The sequence below is a fragment of the Aquicoccus porphyridii genome, assembly GCF_008369105.1.
Classification (GTDB): Bacteria; Pseudomonadota; Alphaproteobacteria; order Rhodobacterales; family Rhodobacteraceae; genus Aquicoccus; species Aquicoccus porphyridii.
In genome coordinates this window covers 214556-233289 of sequence record NZ_VINQ01000003.1, presented here as the reverse complement: position 1 = coordinate 233289, position 18734 = coordinate 214556, and the positions used below count along the sequence as shown (strand labels likewise).

Sequence of the window (18734 nt, the reverse complement as noted above, 5' to 3'; positions counted from 1 at the left end):
ATATGTTGGAATCCGAATACCCAAGGCACGGGCCCGGCACAAGGCCGGATGACCAGACCGGGCAACGCCCGGCCATCACGTCACAGGCTGATCGACCCCACGCTCGCCCCGCCACAGACGTAAAGCACCTGGCCCGTGACAAAGCCGCTTTCCGGCGCGCAGAAGAACAGGAACGCATTCGACACGTCCTCGACCGTACCCAGCCGCCCCACCGGGATACGCCCGGCCAATTCGTCCTCGCGCTCCGACCCCTTGGGGATGATCCCCCAGAAATTGTCGGTCCGGATCGGCCCCGGTGCCACCACGTTCACGGTGATCCCGTGCGGCGCCAGTTCAAGCGCCCATGTCCGCGCCATGCCCACCATGCCCGCCTTGGTCGCCGCATAGGCGGTGCGCGTCGGCACGCCCAGCGCCGCGCGCGATCCGTTGAACATCACCCGGCCAAAGCCGCGTTCCTTCATCCCCGGCAGCACCGCCTTCAGGAGCGTTAGCGCCGACCCGAGATGAAGCTGCGCCAGCCCGGCGATGTCCTCGGGTTCGGCCTCTTCCAACAGGTTGGGCCAGATCAACCCGGCATTATGCACCAGATGCGTGACCCCGCGATCCGCCAGCCGCGCCGCCACGTCCCGCACCGCATCCGCATCGAGCAAATCCACCGGCATCGTCTCGAACCGCTCATGGGCAAATTCGGGCGCGTTGCGCGACAGGTTGATGACCGCGTACCCCTTGCCCAGAAGGCGCTGCGCGAGATCAAAGCCGATCCCCTTGGACGCGCCGGTGATAACCGCCGTGTAACTCATGCACCTTCCCCCGGAACCAGTGCCAACACCCTGAGCGGGCTGCCCGTGCCGCCCCTGATCTTCAACGGCGGCGCGATCAGCACCGCGCCCGTGGGTGGCAAAAGGTCGAGGTTGCACAGGCATTGCAGCCCGTATTTGCCCGCCCCGTGCAACAGGTAATGCGCGGGGTAGGGCGGGTCGTAATGCGCCCCTTGCCCGGCATCCGTACCCACGCATTCGGTGCCAAAGCCGCGAATATCGCGTTCCAGCAACACCCGGATCGCCTCGGGCACCGGCCCGGGCGAATGTGGCCCGTCATCCGCCATGTTGAGATACTCCGCCCCGCTGCGTTTTGACCAGTCGGTGCGCATGAGCACCCATGACCCGGCAGGAATCCGGCCATGTGTCGCCTCCCAATCCGCGATGATCTCGGGCGTCAGCTCGAAATCGTCGTCCTGCGCTGTGCCCGTCGAACAGTCGATTACGCAGACCGGGCCGATGAGGTCTCCGGCGGGGATCTCGTCCACCGCGCCATTCGGCCAGTCGCGCCCCGAAACCCAGTGGATCGGCGCGTCGAAATGCGTGCCCGTGTGCTCGTTCATGGTCAGGTTGTGCCATTTCCACGCCGGTCCGCGATGGTCATAGGCGCTCACCTCCTCCATGCGAAACCGCGCGCATTGGCCGAATTCGGGCGGCAGCACGATCACCGGGAAATCCGGGTCGAGCCGATGGGTCAGGTCCACCACCTCGACCGCGCCCCCCGCCATCGCTGCCGTCAGGCTGTCCAGAACGCTCATCCCTGTCCCCCCGTGATTTCCCGCTCCAGTATGCCCGGATCGCGGCGCCAGCGTTCCGCGATATCCTTGGCCACATCGCCGCAATAGACATCCTCCAACCCACGCTGGAGCCCATCGACAATCGACCGCGCCAATGCCCCCGGTGCGACCTTGGGCGGTGGCAATGGCTGGTGCCAGTCATCGTCCAGCGGCCCGGCATAGACACACATCACCCTGAGACCGCTTGGCGCGAACTCGGCCCGCAGGGTCTGTGCCACCGACCGCGCCGCCGCCTGAGAGGCGTTGAACGCGCCATAGGCCGGATCGGGCGACAGCGCATGCGCCGAAAGAACCGTGACGAACGCCGCCGAGGCATTCACCCCGTCCGCCGTGCGTGACGCCATCCCCGGCCCGAACGCCTGCGCCAGCCGCATCAGGCCCAGCGCGTTCACCTCCATCTCGTCGCGCGCATGGGTCACGTCCTGCCCCAATACGCCACCGGGGCGCACATGCCGCGCGGTGTTGATCAGGATATCGACCTTGCCACCGATCTCGCTCGCCGCCTCCTTGAGGCTCAAGGGGTCAGTCACGTCGAGCGGCATCAGGCTTACGCCCTCCAATCCTTCCAATGCTGACACGCCATGCGGACGACGCCACATCTCGGGCACGCCCGCGAACACATGCGACGCCTCCGCCGCCAGCAACGCCTTGATTAGCGGCACCGCGGCGGGATGCGTGGCATCGCTCACCAGCACCCTGCGATACTTGGGATGCGTGCCCATCGCCCGCAAAACCGGATCGTCTTCCATCTCGCTGTTCCTTTCCCCGGGACTTTCCGTGGGCAGGGCGACCATCACCCCCTGTCCCGCCCGGTCGAGCCGCAATTCCATCCGCACGGCATCGCCCCGCGAGACCCCGACCAGATGCGCCAGAACCACCGGCCCGGCGCCAAGCTTCACCGTCCCCATCCGCCACGGCAACCGCTCGCGGAAGTAAGGATCGGGCGAGGCGCGCACCGCCGTTTCGGCCATCACCCGCCCCTCCGGCGCGCACTCACGCCAGTCCAGGTCGACCGACAGGCAGGCGTGACAGGCATCGCGCGGCGGATACTGCACCGCGCCACACGCGGCGCAATGCTGCAACGCGAACCGCCCCGCACCCGCCGCCACCGCCAGCCCCAGCGCCGCGCGCGATCGCATATGCGGCGGCAATGTCGGCACCACGCTGCGCTTGCGCGGGTCCTTGCGTTTCGGGCGTTCCAACACCATCACGCGCCCTCCAATATGGCCACCGCCGAGCACACGCCGCGGTCGTAATTGATCATCCCAAATCCCGAGACCATCGCACGATGCGCATCCCGCACCTGCGTCGGCCCGGCCTGCTGCGTCACCTGCCGGATCGCCTCGACGATCCCGAGATATCCACCCGCCGCGCCCGCCTGTCCGGCCGACAATTGCCCGCCACTGGTATTGTGCGGGAAATCCCCCGTCACGGTCAGGTCACGGCTGCGCACGAATTCCGCAGCACCCCCCTTTTCACAGAACCCCAGGTCCTCGATCTGCATCATCGAGATCACCGGGTAATCGTCGTAACTCTGCAAAAGGTCGATATCCCCGGGCCCGCACCCAGCGCTGTCATAAAGCGTGCCGATATCCGCCGCCCATCCGCCGCGAAGCTGCACCGGATCTTCGGCAAAGGCATTGTGCCGCTCGATCGTCCCGGCAATACGCGCAAAAGGCAGGCCCCGCCGCACCGCCTCGTCCTCGCGCATGACGAGGAACGCCTCGGCCCCGGCACAGGGCATCACGCAATCAAAGAGGCAGACCGGATCGGAAATCATCCGCGCGCCCATGTAATCGTCAAGCGTCAGGGGCTTTTTCATCACCGCGTGCGGGTTGCGCAGGGCATTGTCGCGCTGGGCCACGGCGATGCGCCCGAAATCCTCGCGCGTGGCACCGTATTCGGCCATGTAGGCATCCATGATCAGCGCGAAATTTGCGTTCGGCCCGCCATAGCCATAGGGATAGGCCGCATCGAGCGAAAACCGCGAAAAGGCCGACAGAAGCTGGCGGAATGAATCGATCCGGTTCATGTCGCCCGCCACGCAGGCCACCACGTCCGCATCCCCCGCCTGCACCGCCCGCGCCGCGCGTCGCGCCGCCACCACGCCCGAGGCGCCGCCCATCGGGATCGTGTCGAGATAGCGCAGGCATAGCCCCAGGTGTTGGGTCAGTCCCACGGGCGTATCGGGGAAAAGCGTGAAGGATGATACCGAAAGCCCGTCAATGTCACCGGGCCGCATCCCCCCTGCATCAAGCGCGCCCTTGAGGCCCCGCGCGATCCACCAATGCGCGGTCTCATGGGCAAAGCGCACATAGGGCACCGTCACCGGACAGGTCAGCACCACGCCGTCATAGCCCTTGCTCATGCCGCGTTCCGCTTCTTCATGTGACGCAGGTCCACCGTCGCCTTGTCCTCCACCAACTGCGCCGCCATCGCCTTCAATTCCCCGCGCTGGATCTTCTGCGTTGCGGTCAACGGCAGGGCCTCGACAAAGGCCACGTAGCCCGGTGCCTTGTAATAGGCGAGCTGCGTCAGGCACCAACCCACGATCTCCTCGGCCAGTTCCGGCGCCGGATCATCGACCACGAGACAGGCAAACACCTCGTCCCCGCGCACCGCGTCCGGCACCGCCGCCACCGCTGCCGCCCTTACACGCGGATGCCGCATCAGCACCGATTCCACCTCGACCGCCGCGATATTCTCGCCCGACCGGCGGATCACGTTCTTCTTGCGGTCGACAAAGAACATCGCGCCATCCGCCTCTTGCCGCACGATGTCGCCGGTATGAAACCAGCCCCCGGCCCAAGCCTCGTCCGTGGCCTCCGGGTTCTTGTAATACTCGGCAAAGAAACCGCGTTTCGGGTCGTCCCCCGCATGGCGCACCAGCAATTCACCGGGTGCGCCGCCGGTGTCCTGCCCGGCGTCATCCACGATGCGAATCTCCAGCTCCGGTCCCGGCTGTCCAAGGCAGCTTTCGCCGACCCGCCGGGGCAGGGTGTTGGCACAGATCACCGCCCCCGCGCCGGTCTCGGTCATTGCCCATGCCTCGACCAGCGGAAAGCCGAACCGCGCCTCGAACGCCCCGTGCAGCTTGGGATCGACCCCCGCGCCGAACCCGAACCGCACCCCGTGCGCGCGCTCATCACCACTCTCCGGCAGGCCCATCAGCATCGAGGGCATGACGCCGAGGTAATGCAGGCAGGTCGCGCCGCTCTCTCGCACGGATTGCCACCATGTGCGCGGATGAAACCGGTCGAGCGCCGTCAGGCAACCGCCCACCGCGATCATCGCCATCAGCGAATAGGCCATCGCGTTCATGTGAAAGATTGGCAGGGGCGTGATCATCCGCTCGCCGTCTTCGCTCAGCGCACACAGCCCCCCGGCCTCGGCATACCAGCGCCCCGCCATCAGGAAATATTCGTTGGGCAGCACGCAGCCCTTGGGCTGGCCCGTCGTCCCCGAGGTGTAAAGCATCGCCGCCTCGGCCCGCACGCCCTCCCCCCCGGCCAGCGCACCACCCGCGCGCGGCGCGGGCAGGGCATCGCCCGGCGCCACCACCGGCATCACCACGCCTGCCGCCTTGGCCGCCTGTCGCAATTCCTCCACGCGGCCCGGCAGTGCCACCGCCAGCACCGGCTCGGCATGACCCGCCATATAGGCCAGTTCGGCCGCCCGCAGGTCGGGATTCACCGGCACGATCGACGCACCGATTCGGTTCAAGGCGAGAAACCACAGGAAGAACGCGGGCCGGTTCTCCAACAGCACCATCACCCGGTGCCCCTTGCCATAACCCGCCTCTGCCAGCCGATCCGCCAGCCTCGCCACTTCGTCCAGCGCCGCGCCATAGCGCATTGCGCCCGCCTCGATCCCGTAGATCCCGGCGGTCTCGGGCAAGACATTCAACATGTCGCGCCCCGACCAGCGCGCGGCGCTCGCGGCAAAGGCGTCATATACGCTCGGGCAATCCGGTTCGATCATGGCAAAAGCTGGATATTGCCGAAGGCGGCATCGCAATTGAGCAGATCAACCCGCTTGTTCGCGATCCGCAAACGCCCGTCGACCAGTTTCAACTCATGCACCGCCGTCAGCGCCAAAAGGAGCTGATCGTCGAGCCGCGTTTCGACATAATGCATGTTCGTGTTGGTCACGTATCGCCCCGCCTCGTGGTCCATTTCGTCGACAAACGGGCGGTTCAGCACGTGATGGCACCGGCTTTTGGGTTTCTGCGAAAACGTCCGCGCGCCGGTCAGGCGCTGCACCCGCAATCGCAGCATGAACATGTCCTCGTACATGAGCGAGGTCACATGCAGCGGGTCTTCCTGCTTCCAGTCGAGCGGCATCCAGTAATGCCCATCCTCAAGCCACAGCTCCAGCCACTCGTCAAAGCGGCCCTCGTCCAGCATCCGGGCTTCGTCATAGACGAAATCAATCAGATCCTCGCGCGTGATGCTCATTCCGCCGCCTCCTTGCCCTGCATGGATGCGGTCATGAACTTGACCCATGCGTTGAACTGGTTGCGCATCTGCCGCTCGGTGGTGCCGTTCTCGACGCGCTCCTCGTCGAAATCCTCGTCCTCCTCGTAAAGCCGCTGCACGTTGACCCATTCAAGGCCGTCCACATGCAGACCCTCCTGCGCGCGCTCGTACATTTCCAGATCGTCATGCCCCACGATCGAGGTGGGCGCGTTGATCATCCGGTTATACATCGCCGTGCGTGCCAGCAATTCGTCCGGCGCATCGACCAGCCGATAGATATAGCTCTCGACCAGCGTCTTGTCGGCGGCGAGCGGGATGAACACGCGCAATTGCTGGATCGGCCCCTTGATCATGATATTGGGGAAATAGACCGTGTTGTGCCGGTTCTCGGTCAGGATCGCCTCGGCCTTTTCCGCCCCGTATGTCTCGCTCAGCGCGTCGAGATAGCCGGGGATTTCCGAATATTTCGAATGGATCGAATGATGCACGCCGGTATGGCCATGCCCGTTGGGCCATGTGCGGATGCCCATGTTCTCGAAGAATTCGTAGGGGCTCATGAACGGCGCGATGATTTCCATCGCCGGCGGCTTGGGGTCGTCCTCGGTATAGCCCATCTCCTTCCAGATCTGAACCGCCGTCCCGGCGCTGCTCTCATGCGCGACCATCGGGTGGCAGGTGTCGGTCTGGTTCTCGACCAGCATCTTCCAGTTGCACTGATGCATATAGCGCAGCGGCGGCCCCGCCACCTCCAGCCGCCCGGCGGGCGAGCGATCGACCATGTTGTCGAGCGACGACAGGCTATCGCCGAAATATTCCTCGAACGAAATCCCCTCTTCCGCCAACCGTGCAAAGACAAACCCGCGATGATTGTGCACCGCGCCCACCGCCTTCATGCCGCGACTGCCCTCGGCCTCTTCCAGCCCCGTGCCCTCGTATCCCTTCTTCAACGGGATCGCCAAAAGGCAGCCATCGGTCTTGAACGACCATGCGTGATAGGGGCAGCGAAAGAACTTGCCGGTGTTGCCGGTGCGATCAATGGCGATCTTGGTGCCCTTGTGCGGGCAGCGGTTGTAAAGCACCTTGATCTCGTTGTCGCTGTGGCGAACCATGATCACCGGCTGATCGCCGATCTGCGTGGTGAAATAATCGCCCTTGTTCGAGGTCTGGCTGTCATGGCCCACGAACACCCAGGCATTGGCGAAAAGATGCTTCATCTCCAGCCGGTAAATCTCGGGGTCGACATAGACATCCCGATGCACCTCGCGCCCGCGCACCAATGCGGCCACCGCCTGTGGATTGTCGGTATAGCGTCCCATGGTTTCCTCCCTCTACAGGTCCAGCACCAGCCGCGCCGATTTCGCCCGGCTGACACAGATTTGCATGACCTTGCCCTCGGCTCTTTCCGCGTCCGACAATACCACGTCGCGGTGATCCGGCTCGCCCGAAATCACGTCGGTCTGGCAGATGCCGCAATCGCCGCGCTGGCAATCGTGGATCAGGTCCATCCCGCCTTCCTCCAGCACCTCGATGATGCTCTTGCCCGGCGGGATCGTGAACACCTCGCCGGACGAGGCGACCTCGACCTCGAACGGCCGGTCGCCCTCGACCGCCGCGCTGGCATTGTCGAACAACTCCACATGCACCCGCGCGCCCGGAACGCCCGCCGCCTCGGCCGTGCTGCGCGCCGCGTCGATCAGGCCCCTTGGCCCGCAGATATAAAGATGCCGATCCCCCAACGCGCCAATCACCGCGGCGAGATCGAGCGCGCTTTCGTCATCGTCGCAATGCACTGTCACGGCATCGCCGAAACGCTCCGAAAGATCGTCGGCAAACCCCATCACCTCCCGGCTGCGCCCGGCATAATGCAACTCGAACGGCACGCCCGCCGCCTGCAACTCGGCGGCCATCGAGATGATCGGCGTGATCCCGATTCCCCCCGCCAGCAGAACCGCCGCTTCTCCGGCCACGACCGGAAAATCGCATTTCGGCGGGGTCGCCACGATCCTGTCGCCGTCCTTCAGCCCATGCATGAACCGCGACCCGCCCGCGCCATCGTCCTCGCGTTGCACCGCGATGCGGTAATCACCGCCATCGCCGGCCCCGAACCGGATCAGCGAATAGGCCCGGTCGCCGCCATCGACATCCACCCGGATATGCGCGCCTGCCTCCCACTCCGGCAAAGCCCCGCGATCCGCCGCTTGCAGCGTGAATTCCGATATACGCTCGGTCAGCGGGCGAACCTTTGCCACGATCAGGTCAAGTTTCGTCATTCTCGCGTCTCCCTTGGCAATAAGTATGAAAATTCATATAATTTGGGTCAAGTGTTTTCTTCTTCACCGGAAACCGTGTGTTTTCGTTGACTTTTCACGCCACTCCCGGCTCTAGAAGGCACAGGCAAGGAAAGGAGCCACCGGATGCAACCGCCAGAAACAGTGCCGTCCGAGGATGAAACCCAGGGCAAGGGATTCGTCTCGGACTACCTGCTTTACCTGCTTGCCGCCGCCTCCGAGGCCGCCAGTGCACAGTTCCACGCCCATGTGCGCACCCACGGTCTGCGCGTGCCGGAATGGCGGGTGCTGGCCTGGCTGCATGACCGCGACGGTGCGATGATCACCCGCCTGGCGCGGATCTCGCTCATCGAACAATCGCGCCTGACCCGGATCATCATCCAGATGGAGGAGCGCGGCCTCGTGATCCGCAAGGGCGATACCCGCGACCGCCGCCGCGTTCGCGTGCATCTCACCGACAAGGGGCGCCAGATCGCCGAACAGCTTGTCACCGACGCGCGCGCCCATGAAACCGCGCTCCTCGCCCAACTCGAAGGCGGCGATGGGGCCCGGCTCAAACCCGCGCTGGCCGCGCTTCTGGCCCGGCTCGACCCCGACGGGCAAACCCGCGGCGAACCCGACGCATGACGCACAACCCCGGGGTGTAGGGGCCATTGCTCGACTGGCAGGCTGTTCAAACACCACTTGACAGAATAACCGACCGCGTGGTCGATTATTCTAAATTTCAGGTTCACAGACGGCTGATTCTGTGAATATATGAAATTGCATGTAATAGCCGCCCGCGGGGGGAGAATCCGGCGGCGGCGATAAAACCGGGAGGACGATCAACATGAAACTGACACGCATCATGGCCAGCGCCGCATTCGCGATCTGCGCCGCAACCGCCAGCCAGGCCCAGGAAAACCTGGTGATCTCGAGCTGGCTGCCACCCGCGCACCCGATCAACGTCGACATGCTCGAAGGGCTTGTCGACATGATGGAAGAAGCCACCGACGGGCAGGTCACGGGCGAAATCAAGATGGGCATCGCGCCTCCGCCCGCACAGATGGACCTTGTGATGGACGGCGCCGCCGACGTCACCATCATCTTCCACGGCTACCAGCCGGGCCGCTTCATCGCGACCAAGCTCATCGAACTGCCCGGCTACGAGGGCAATGCCGAGGCCGCATCGGTGGCCTACTGGCGCGTTCACGAGGCGCACCTGGCCGAACTCGACGAGCATCGCGGCGTCAAGCTCATCGGCCTTTCGACCCACGGCCCCGGTCAGATCCACTCGAACAAGGCGGTGAACACGCTGGCCGATCTCAATGGCCTCAAGACCCGCCTTGGCGGCGGCGTTTCGGCCGATGTCGGCGCCGAGCTGGGCCTTGTCGGTATCCAGGTGCCCGCGCCCAAGGTCTATGAAACCCTCGACAGCGGTGCCGCCGATGGCGTGGCGATGAACATGGGCGAACGGATCAGCTTCAAGCTCAACGAAGTGGCCAAGAACGTCTATGAAATGCCCGGCGGCTTCTATCGCGGCTCCTTTGCCGTGCTGATGAGCCAGCAAAAATTCGACAGCCTGCCCGCCGACGTGCAACAGGCGCTCGAAGAAGAGGTCTTTGGCGAACCCTTCAGCCGCCTGATGGGCGCGGCATGGGATGCGTCTGACGTGCGCGCCCGCGCCGCCACCGAAGAAGCCGAGGACAACGTGATCGTCACCGCCTCCGAGGCCGATCAGGCCGCCTTTGCCGAAATGGCCGCGAAGGTGCGCGAAAAGATCCTCGGCGAAATCGCCGATGCGGGCATCGACGCGCAGGCCGCCTACGAGATGGTCAAGGCCGAGATGGCCAAGGAAAGCAACTGAGCCAAACCAACCGGACGGGGCCGCGCAACACGCGGCCCCGTTCCCGATCCGGTGGACCCCCATGCCCTTGCTGAAACGACTGGCCCAGCTTTCCGTCGCCGTGCCGATGACGGTCGCCGCCTTCACCCTCTTCGGGCTGATGGTGCTGACCTTTACCGATGTGGTCATGCGCTCGACCTTCAATGCGCCGATCGAGGCCGCGACCGAACTGACCCGCATCGCCATTGCCGTGATCGTGTTTTCCGCCATGCCGCTGCTGTCGGCGCGGGGTCAGCATATCACGGTCGACCTGCTCGACCCGCTCTTTGTCCGGCTGCACATGAAACGGCTGCTCGATGGCATGGTCACGCTCCTCTGCGGGGTAATGCTGTGGTTTCCCGCCTCGCGCGTCATCGACCTTGCCGAGCGTTCCCGCTCCTATGGCGACCAGACCGAGTACCTCAACATCCCGACCTTCTATCTGGGCTGGTTCATCGCGATCATGACCTTCGCCACCGCTCTCGTGATGGTGCTGCGCGGTCTGATCATTCTTTTCGCACCGCATAAACTGGGACTGATCCGCAATGACTGAAGCCCTGATCGGATTCGGCGTGGTGCTCGCGCTCGTCCTGCTGCGCATGCCGATTGCCTTTGCCATGGGGCTGGTCGGCCTCGTCGGCTTCTGGATGGAGACAAGCTGGCGCGGCGCGATCTCGATGGTCTCGCGCCTGATCATCGACACCAGCCAGGATTACGGGCTCTCGGTCGTGCCGCTCTTCATCCTGATGGGGCTTTTCGTCAACAAGGGCGGCATCAGCCGCGAGCTTTACGCCGTCTCGAACGCCTTTCTCGGCCATATGCGTGGCGGGCTGGCGATGGCCACCATCGTTGCCTGCGGCGGTTTCGCCGCGATCTCGGGCTCGTCGCTGGCCACGGCGGCCACCATGTCCAAGGTCGCCATGCCCGAGATGCGCAAGTTCGGCTATGCCGACAGCCTATCGACCGCCTCGATCGCCGCTGGCGGCACGCTGGGCATCCTGATCCCGCCCTCGGTGATCCTCGTGATCTACGGCATCCTGACCGAAACCTCGATCGGGCAGCTTTTCATCGCGGGCATCATTCCGGGGGCGCTGGGCATTCTCTTCTACCTCGTCGCGGTGCGGATCACCGTGGCGCGCAACCCCGCAGCAGGCCCGGCAGGGTCGCGCACCGACTGGACGGGACGGATGCGCGCCTTGCGCGGCGTCTGGGCGGTGCTCCTGCTCTTCGGCCTCGTCATCGGCGGGCTTTACGGCATCCTCGATTTCTGGCCCATCCACCTCACCTTTTCGCCGACCGAGGCCGCGGGCATGGGCGCGATGGGCGCCTTCCTGATCGCGCTGGCACGGCGCAGCCTGTCGTTCTCCGATATCCGCGAAGTGCTGAGCGAAACCACCATGACCACCGCCTCGCTCTTTGCCGTGCTGATCGGCGCGTGGATCTTTTCCAACTTCGTCAACATCGCCGGTCTCCCCGAGGCGTTGCGCACCATGGTCTCCGAACTGGGCCTCTCGCCCTGGATGGTGATGGCGGTGATCCTGCTCATCTACATCGTGCTGGGCACCGTGTTCGAAAGCCTCTCGATGCTGCTTCTGACCGTGCCGATCTTCTTCCCGCTGGTGACCGGCCTTGGTTTCGATCCGGTCTGGTTCGGCATCGTCGTCGTCGTCGTGACCGAGATCAGCCTGATCACGCCGCCCGTCGGACTCAACGTCTTCGTGCTCAAGGGCGTGGTGGGCGATGTCACCACCGGCACGATCTTTCGCGGCGTGACCCCGTTCTGGGCAATGGATATCGTGCGCCTCGCGCTCCTTCTTGCCGTGCCGGGACTGGTGCTCTACCTGCCCTCGCTGATGTAGGTCTGCGCGCCGGATGTGATCGGCATCACTCCGCCCGGCCCCACGGTGGCGCATTCAGTTGAACACCACACGCCATACCCGCCCCCGCGTCATGATTGACAAACCCCGCCGCCTTGCCCGACCTTCGAGCCCGAGGGAGGACGATCACATGACACCGGGCAACAGGCTCTTTACATCCGATGAAATCCGCCCGCTTGCGGAACGCTCGGACCTCTGGGGGGCATGGCTGGTGCTGCATTGCTGGGGCGTGATCGCGGCGGCGATGGCGCTGTTCCTGGTCTGGCCCAACCCGCTTACCCTGATCCTCGCGGTGATGATCATCGGCTCGCGGCAACTCGGCCTTGCCATCCTCATGCACGAGGCCGCGCATAATGCCCTCTTCAAGAGCCGCAGGCTCAATGAACTCGCGGGTGACTGGCTCTGTGGCCGCCCGATCCTCGCCGATCTGCCCGCCTATCGCCGCTACCACCTCAAGCACCACCGCCATACCCAGACCGACCAAGACCCCGACCTCGTGCTCTCGGCCCCGTTCCCGACCACGAAATCCTCGCTCAGACGCAAGATCCTTCGCGACCTGACCGGCCGCACCGGGATCAAGCTGCGCGCGCAACAGCTTGCCTTTGCCTTCAAGACCGCCTTCGATCCCGACATCGAACCCGATGACGACGGGCTGTCACAGGCCTTCGCGGGGCCGTCGCTTGGCAAATCCCTCATCGCCAATGCCGTGCTCCTTGCCGTGTTCACCGCAATTGGCGCGTGGTGGTGGTATCCGGTGTTCTGGCTGCTGCCGCTGCTCACATGGTATCAGCTCGTCGTGCGGATCAGGAACATCGCCGAACATGGCGCCGTCGAACGCACGAGTGACCCGATGCGCAACACCCGCACCACGCTGGCCGGTCCGCTGATGCGCGCCTTCGTTGCGCCCTACTGGGTGAATTATCACCTCGAACATCACCTCGTGATGCACATGCCCTGCCGCAACCTGCCGCGCCTGCATGACATGCTGATGGCGCGCGGGGCAGGGGGGCGGATGCAGATCGGCCGCTCCTATGCCGATGTGCTGCGATTGGCCTCATCCCGGCCCGAGCAACCGGGTTGAATTATCTGGCGGCGTCATCCGCTTCACGATATTGCTGCCTTTCATGCGCAATGCCTACACCGCCCACAGGTTCCTGACCGACCCGGCCCGCCCCTCGGCCCAGCTTTGGCGGTTGGGCCTTGGCGTCGCCATCGTCGTGGCGATCTACTACGCGCTCGGCTTTGCCTATTTCAATCTGCTGGCCGAACTGGTCACGCAGCGCGAATGGCCTGCACTCTCCCGCGAGATCAGCGAGGGATCGACGCCGCGCGGCATGATCGCGCTGCTGGGCTCGTTCGCGATGATCGTGATCGCCCTCGCGGTGGTGCTGCCCACCCTGCACGGGCGCGGCATATTCACCCTCATCGGTCCCTTGCCCCGGGCCGCCAGCGATTTCTTTCGCACCGGTGTGGCGCTCTCGGCGCTGGGCTTCCTGCTCTGGCTCCTGCCCGAACCCGAAACCATGGCCACCGTGCCCAACCTGCCGATGCTGCGCTGGCTTGCGCTTCTGCCGCTCACGCTTCCCTTGCTCTTTCTCCAGATCAGCGCCGAGGAGCTGGGCTTTCGCGGCTACCTGCAAAGCCAGCTTGCCGCGCGCCTGCCGCATCCGGCGGTCTGGCTCATCGTGCCGTCGCTGCTGTTCGGGATGCTGCATTACGATCCGGCGACCCAGGGCGACAACGCCCCCTGGTTCGTTCTCATTGCCACGTTTTTCGGCCTCGCCGCCGCCGATCTCACCGCGCGCTCGGGCACGCTCGGCCCGGCGCTGGCGCTGCATTTCGCGATCAATATCGGCGCGATCCTGATTGCCGCACCCCAGGGTGCGCTCAACGGTCTGGCCCTTGGCCATTATCCTTTCGCGCTCGATGACACCGCGGCGCGCGCGGTCTGGCTGCCCTATGATGTGTTGATGCTGTTCTGCTCGTGGCTGACGGCACGGCTCGCGCTCGGGCGATGAGCGGCCGCACCTCGCGCCCCTCTGCCTATGCCGCGCATCGGGGGTTCATCGCGCCCGCGCTTGGCACGCCCGGCCTGCGCCCGGTGATCCTTGGCTTTATCATCGTCGAAAGCCTTTACGAGATGGCCCAGCGCGCCCTTGGCTTCGCGCTCTCATGGGTCGCGCCCGGCTTTGCGCAAACCGTGTTCGACGGCACCACACCGGCGGGCATGCTGACCAGTCTCGCCTCGTTCCTGATCCTCCTCCTGATCCTGCACTTCGTGTTGCGCGCCGTTCATGGCCGCACCCTGATCAGCCTGATCGGCCCACCCGCCCAAGCCATCGCGCAATTTCGCGCGGTTCTGCTGCCGCTTGCCCTAATCATCCTCGTGGTCGAGATCGCGCCGCCATGGTGGAGCGCCGAGGCGCTGGCCCAGATTCACCCGCCGCTCACATGGCTCTTGCTGCTCGCCCCGGCGCTTGCCGCCCTGCTGATCCAGACCGGCGCCGAGGAATTGTTCTATCGCGGCTACCTGCAACAGCAGATCGCGGCGTGGGATGCACGACCATGGGTCTGGCTCACCCTGCCCAACCTCGCCTTCGCCTTTGCGCACTGGAACGCCCATGCGCCGCTGGAAATCAACGCGCAATACGTGGTCTGGGCCTTCGCCTTCGGCCTCGCCGCGTCGGACCTCACGGCGCGCACGGGCTCGCTCGGCCCGGCGCTGGCGCTGCACCTTGTGAACAACGCCTATGCCTTCCTGCTTTACGGCGAATTGCACGGCCCCGAGTCCGGGCTGGCGCTGTTTCTCTTCGATCCCGACAGCGCCCTGCCTTTTCAACCCGCCAGCCTTGTCGCCGAACTGGGCCTTGTCGGCCTGATGTGGCTTGCGGCGCGGGTGGCGCTCAGGCGCTGATTGCATTTCCCCGCCGGTGCAATTATCTCACCCAACAGCACAGCGCCTGACACAGCGGCAGACAACAAGGGCTCCTCGCGATGAACTGGATCACCAATTATGTCCGGCCCCGGATCAACTCGATTTTCTCGCGCCGCGACACGCCCGAGAATCTCTGGTCGAAATGCGACAGTTGCGGCAACATGCTCTTCCACCGCGAGCTGCGCGAAAACCTCAATGTCTGCACCTCCTGTGGTCATCACATGGCGATCACGCCGCGCGAACGCTTTTCCGCGCTCTTCGACGGTGGCCTCTTCTCCGAGATCGACGTGCCCGCCCCGCTCGAAGACCCGCTCAAGTTCCGCGACCAGAAACGCTATCCCGACCGGATGCGCGCCGCCCAGAAAACCACCGGCGAGAAAGAGGCGATGCTCGTCGCCGAGGGCGAGATGGGCCGCACCCCGATCGTCGCCGCGGCGCAGGATTTCGCGTTCATGGGCGGCTCGATGGGGATGTATGTCGGCAATGCCATCATCGCCGCTGCCGAGCGCGCAGTGGCGCGCAAACGCCCGCTGATCCTGTTTTCCGCCGCCGGCGGTGCCCGCATGCAAGAGGGCATTCTCAGCCTCATGCAGATGCCCCGCACCACCGTCGCCGTCCAGATGCTGAAAGAGTCGGGCCTGCCCTATATCGTGGTGCTCACCCATCCCACCACCGGCGGGGTGACGGCCTCATACGCCATGCTGGGCGACGTCCAGATCGCCGAGCCGAACGCGCTCATCTGCTTTGCCGGGCCACGGGTGATCGAACAGACCCTGGGCGAGCAACTGCCCGACGGCTTCCAGCGGGCCGAGTACCTGCTCGATCACGGCATGCTCGACCGGGTAACCCCCCGGACCGAGCTGCGCACCGAACTGATCACCATCACCCGCATGCTCATGGGGCTGAGCCCGGCCGTCGCGGGCGACCTGCCCGCACCGGGCGACACCGCCGAGGCGACGCCCCTCGAAGCGCCGAACACGCCCCCCGCCGAGAAACCCGCGAAATGACGGCCCGCTCCGACGTCATCCTTGACCGGATGATGGCGCTTCACCCGAAAATCATCGACCTCACGCTCGATCGGGTCTGGCGGCTGCTCGATGCGCTGGGCAACCCGCAGAGCGACCTGCCCCCGGTGATCCATATCGCGGGCACCAACGGCAAGGGCTCCACCCTCGCGATGATCCGCGCCGGGCTCGAAGGTGCGGGCAAACGCGCCCATGCCTATACCTCGCCCCATCTCGCGCGGTTCCACGAACGCATCCGACTTGCCGGAGAGTTGATCACCGAAGAGCACCTGACCGCGGTGCTCGACGAATGCGACGCCGCCAATGACGGCATCCCCATCACCTATTTCGAGATCACCACCTGCGCCGCGATCCTCGCCATGGCCCGCACCCCGGCCGATTACACCCTGCTCGAAGTCGGGCTTGGCGGCCGCCTTGATTCCACCAACGTGATCGACCGCCCCGCGCTTACCGTGATCACGCCGGTGTCCTACGATCACCCGCAATTCCTCGGTGAAACCCTGCCCGAGATCGCGCGCGAAAAGGCGGGCATCCTCAAGCCCGGCGTCACTTGCGTGGTGTCACGCCAGCACCCCGACGCGATGGCGGTGATCGACGCCCGCGCCGAAGAGATCGGCGCACCGCTCCTGGTGCAGGGCCGCGACTGGGACGCATGGGAAGAACGCGGCAGGTTCGTCTACCAGGACCTGCGCGGGCTCATCGACCTGCCCCCGCCCGCCTTGATCGGCGCACACCAGTTTCAGAACGCGGGCGCCGCGATCATGGCCCTGCGCCACCTGGGCCTTGGCGACGACGCGGCCGAGGCGGCCCTGCGCGATGCCACATGGCCCGCCCGGATGCAGCGCCTGCGCAGTGGTCCACTGCTCGACATGGCGCCACGGGCCGAATTCTGGCTCGACGGCGGCCACAACGCCGCCTGCGGCGAAACCCTGGCCGAAACCCTGACCCGCCTGCCCATGCGCGACACGCACCTCGTCTGTGGCATGATGAACACCAAGGATGTCGCGGGCTATATGGCGCCGCTCGAACCCCACGCCGCCAGCCTCACCGCCGTCTCGATCCCGGGCGAGACCAACACGCTCCCCGCCGCCGATACCGCGCGTCACGCCGCCGCGTCGGGCATCCCCGCCAGCACAGCGGAAAGTGTCGAAGAGGCCGTGCGCATCATCACCGCTCGGGACGCCACCGCGCGCATCCTGATCTGCGGCTCGCTCTATCTCGCCGGACGGGTGCTGCGCGATCACGGCTGACGGGCCGGGGCGGGGTTTTCCAACCAGACGCGACATGCCCAAGGTGCAACCGAATCACTTTATGTTGACTGATTCGCACTGATTCGCCTATATCTGGGCCAAGGATTACATCGGGCACATCCGAACACGCAGGCAGGGAATGATCGAGGGGCCGGTTCAACGGCCCCCTTTCATGTGCGCCCCTTACCCCTGTGCCCATTCCTCGCTCTGCATCTCGCGCAACCGGCTCGCCGTGCGCTCGAACTCGAAACTTCCCGCGCCTTCGACATAAAGCATCTCTGGCTCGGCCGCCGCGCTCGCGATCAAGCGCACCCCGGCCTCGTAAAGCGCGTCGATCAAGGTCACGAACCGCTTGGCCTCGTTGAAATTGCCGCGCCCCAGCCGCGGGATTTCCTCAAGGATCAGAACCTTCACCTCGTCGGCCAGCGCAAGGTAATCGCCGGGCCCCAGCGCCCGCCCGCACAGTTCATAGAAACTGGCCCGCGCGATCCCGTTGTGAAAATGCGGCAGCTCGACCTCGCGCCCCTTCACCTGCAGGATCAAGGCTTCGCTCCTGCCGCCGGTGAAATCCTGCCAGATCTCTTCGATCGCCTTGCGTGCCGCAGCATCGGCGGGGGTAAAGAACGTGGGCTGGCCCTGCAACCGATCCTGCCGGTAATCCGTCGGGCTGGCCAGCTCGCAAACCTCCATGTTCTCGTTGAGGAAGTCGATGAAGGGCAGGAAAAGCTGCCGGTTCAGCCCGTCCTTGTAAAGATCGTCCGGCACCCGGTTCGACGTCGTGACCACCGCCACCCCGGCCCCAATGAGCGCCTCGAAGAGCCGCCCCACGATCATCGCATCGGTGATGTCGGTGATCTGCATTTCGTCGAAGGCGAGGCAGCGCACCGTATCGATGACCTCCTGCGCCGCGGGCTTCAGCGCATCCTCGACTCCCTGCTGGCGGGCCTCGTGCATCGCGGCGTGGATTTCCTGCATGAAGGCATGGAAATGCACCCGCCGCGCCGGGATGTCGCCGAGGCAATCGACAAAGAGATCCATCAGCATCGACTTGCCGCGCCCGACCCCGCCCCACATGTAAAGCCCGCGGATCGGCTCGGGCTTGCGCCGCCCGAACCAGCCGGTCTTGACCGGTTCGGCCAGCGCCGCGCGCACCCGCTCCAACGCGGGCAGCATGGCCTCCTGCGCCGGATCGGGCCGGATCTGGCCCCCTGCCACCCTCGCCCGGTATTCGCTTGTCACATCGCGCGTCATCCGCCACCTCTAACCCGGCTTTTCGCCAAGGTATAGGCCCCGGAATGCTGTGCACACCACCCGCGCGGCGCTTGTCCGCCCGGTGGTGCGATTGAGTATTTTCACCAAGAAAGAGCAGCAGGCACATGCCGATCCTCGCCGTCTCTTTCTT

18 protein-coding genes are annotated in these 18734 nt (G+C 65.1%); 9 read left to right on the top strand and 9 right to left on the bottom strand.

What is annotated here, in order from left to right; all coding sequences use genetic code 11:
* Positions 1-80: 80 nt before the first annotated feature.
* The 8 genes from FLO80_RS06350 to FLO80_RS06315 are packed head-to-tail and all read right to left on the bottom strand — an operon-like array spanning position 81 to position 8363.
* Entirely contained in the window at positions 81-800 is a 720-nt protein-coding gene (locus FLO80_RS06350) for an SDR family NAD(P)-dependent oxidoreductase (RefSeq protein ID WP_111362817.1), read from the bottom strand.
* Positions 797-1576, bottom strand: coding sequence for a cyclase family protein (locus FLO80_RS06345; protein WP_111362815.1), 780 nt, complete (start codon positions 1574-1576; stop codon positions 797-799). The genes FLO80_RS06350 and FLO80_RS06345 overlap by 4 nt, the downstream gene beginning before the upstream one ends.
* Positions 1573-2823, bottom strand: coding sequence for an SDR family oxidoreductase (locus FLO80_RS06340; protein ID WP_111362812.1), 1251 nt, complete (start codon positions 2821-2823; stop codon positions 1573-1575). Before FLO80_RS06340 ends, FLO80_RS06345 begins: the two co-directional genes overlap by 4 nt.
* Positions 2823-3983 carry a thiolase family protein gene (locus FLO80_RS06335; RefSeq protein ID WP_111362809.1) on the bottom strand — a complete coding sequence of 387 codons (1161 nt, stop codon included), beginning with the start codon at positions 3981-3983 and terminating at the stop codon, positions 2823-2825. Before FLO80_RS06335 ends, FLO80_RS06340 begins: the two co-directional genes overlap by 1 nt.
* Positions 3980-5596 carry an AMP-binding protein gene (locus FLO80_RS06330; protein ID WP_111362796.1) on the bottom strand — a complete coding sequence of 539 codons (1617 nt, stop codon included), beginning with the start codon at positions 5594-5596 and terminating at the stop codon, positions 3980-3982. The genes FLO80_RS06335 and FLO80_RS06330 overlap by 4 nt, the downstream gene beginning before the upstream one ends.
* Entirely contained in the window at positions 5593-6072 is a 480-nt protein-coding gene (locus tag FLO80_RS06325; protein ID WP_111362793.1) for an aromatic-ring-hydroxylating dioxygenase subunit beta, read from the bottom strand. Before FLO80_RS06325 ends, FLO80_RS06330 begins: the two co-directional genes overlap by 4 nt.
* A complete protein-coding gene (locus FLO80_RS06320) occupies positions 6069-7409 on the bottom strand; it encodes an aromatic ring-hydroxylating dioxygenase subunit alpha (RefSeq protein WP_111362791.1) in 1341 nt (446 codons plus the stop codon). The genes FLO80_RS06325 and FLO80_RS06320 overlap by 4 nt, the downstream gene beginning before the upstream one ends.
* A gap of 12 nt (positions 7410-7421) precedes the next feature.
* Positions 7422-8363 carry a PDR/VanB family oxidoreductase gene (locus tag FLO80_RS06315; protein WP_111362788.1) on the bottom strand — a complete coding sequence of 314 codons (942 nt, stop codon included), beginning with the start codon at positions 8361-8363 and terminating at the stop codon, positions 7422-7424.
* Positions 8364-8507: 144 nt separating this feature from the next.
* On the opposite strand from FLO80_RS06315, the gene FLO80_RS06310 reads away from it, so the two are divergent.
* The 9 genes from FLO80_RS06310 (at position 8508) to FLO80_RS06270 (ending at position 17332) form a co-directional block, all read left to right on the top strand.
* Positions 8508-9008, top strand: a complete 501-nt coding sequence (locus tag FLO80_RS06310) for a MarR family winged helix-turn-helix transcriptional regulator (RefSeq protein WP_111362785.1) — start codon at positions 8508-8510, stop codon at positions 9006-9008.
* A gap of 202 nt (positions 9009-9210) precedes the next feature.
* A complete protein-coding gene (locus FLO80_RS06305) occupies positions 9211-10227 on the top strand; it encodes a TRAP transporter substrate-binding protein (RefSeq protein ID WP_111362782.1) in 1017 nt (338 codons plus the stop codon).
* Positions 10228-10288: 61 nt separating this feature from the next.
* Complete coding sequence (locus FLO80_RS06300; RefSeq protein ID WP_111362780.1) at positions 10289-10798, top strand: TRAP transporter small permease; 510 nt, start codon at positions 10289-10291, stop codon at positions 10796-10798.
* Positions 10791-12104 carry a TRAP transporter large permease gene (locus FLO80_RS06295; RefSeq protein ID WP_111362777.1) on the top strand — a complete coding sequence of 438 codons (1314 nt, stop codon included), beginning with the start codon at positions 10791-10793 and terminating at the stop codon, positions 12102-12104. The genes FLO80_RS06300 and FLO80_RS06295 overlap by 8 nt, the downstream gene beginning before the upstream one ends.
* A gap of 91 nt (positions 12105-12195) precedes the next feature.
* Positions 12196-13203 (top strand): fatty acid desaturase family protein, encoded by a 1008-nt coding sequence (locus FLO80_RS06290; protein ID WP_342781711.1) that lies wholly within the window; start codon positions 12196-12198, stop codon positions 13201-13203.
* A gap of 43 nt (positions 13204-13246) precedes the next feature.
* Positions 13247-14140: a CPBP family intramembrane glutamic endopeptidase gene (locus FLO80_RS06285; RefSeq protein ID WP_111362771.1), complete on the top strand. Its 894-nt coding sequence runs from the start codon at positions 13247-13249 to the stop codon at positions 14138-14140.
* Positions 14137-15036 carry a CPBP family intramembrane glutamic endopeptidase gene (locus FLO80_RS06280; RefSeq protein ID WP_246156587.1) on the top strand — a complete coding sequence of 300 codons (900 nt, stop codon included), beginning with the start codon at positions 14137-14139 and terminating at the stop codon, positions 15034-15036. Before FLO80_RS06285 ends, FLO80_RS06280 begins: the two co-directional genes overlap by 4 nt.
* 80 nt (positions 15037-15116) lie before the next feature.
* Positions 15117-16064, top strand: a complete 948-nt coding sequence (gene accD, locus FLO80_RS06275) for an acetyl-CoA carboxylase, carboxyltransferase subunit beta (RefSeq protein ID WP_111362769.1) — start codon at positions 15117-15119, stop codon at positions 16062-16064.
* A complete protein-coding gene (locus FLO80_RS06270) occupies positions 16061-17332 on the top strand; it encodes a bifunctional folylpolyglutamate synthase/dihydrofolate synthase (protein ID WP_111362766.1) in 1272 nt (423 codons plus the stop codon). The genes accD and FLO80_RS06270 overlap by 4 nt, the downstream gene beginning before the upstream one ends.
* 183 nt (positions 17333-17515) lie before the next feature.
* Here FLO80_RS06270 and zapE read toward each other — a convergent pair whose 3' ends face one another.
* On the bottom strand, positions 17516-18583 hold the full coding sequence (gene zapE / locus FLO80_RS06265) for a cell division protein ZapE (protein ID WP_111362764.1): 1068 nt from the start codon (positions 18581-18583) through the stop codon (positions 17516-17518).
* Positions 18584-18734 lie beyond the last annotated feature (151 nt).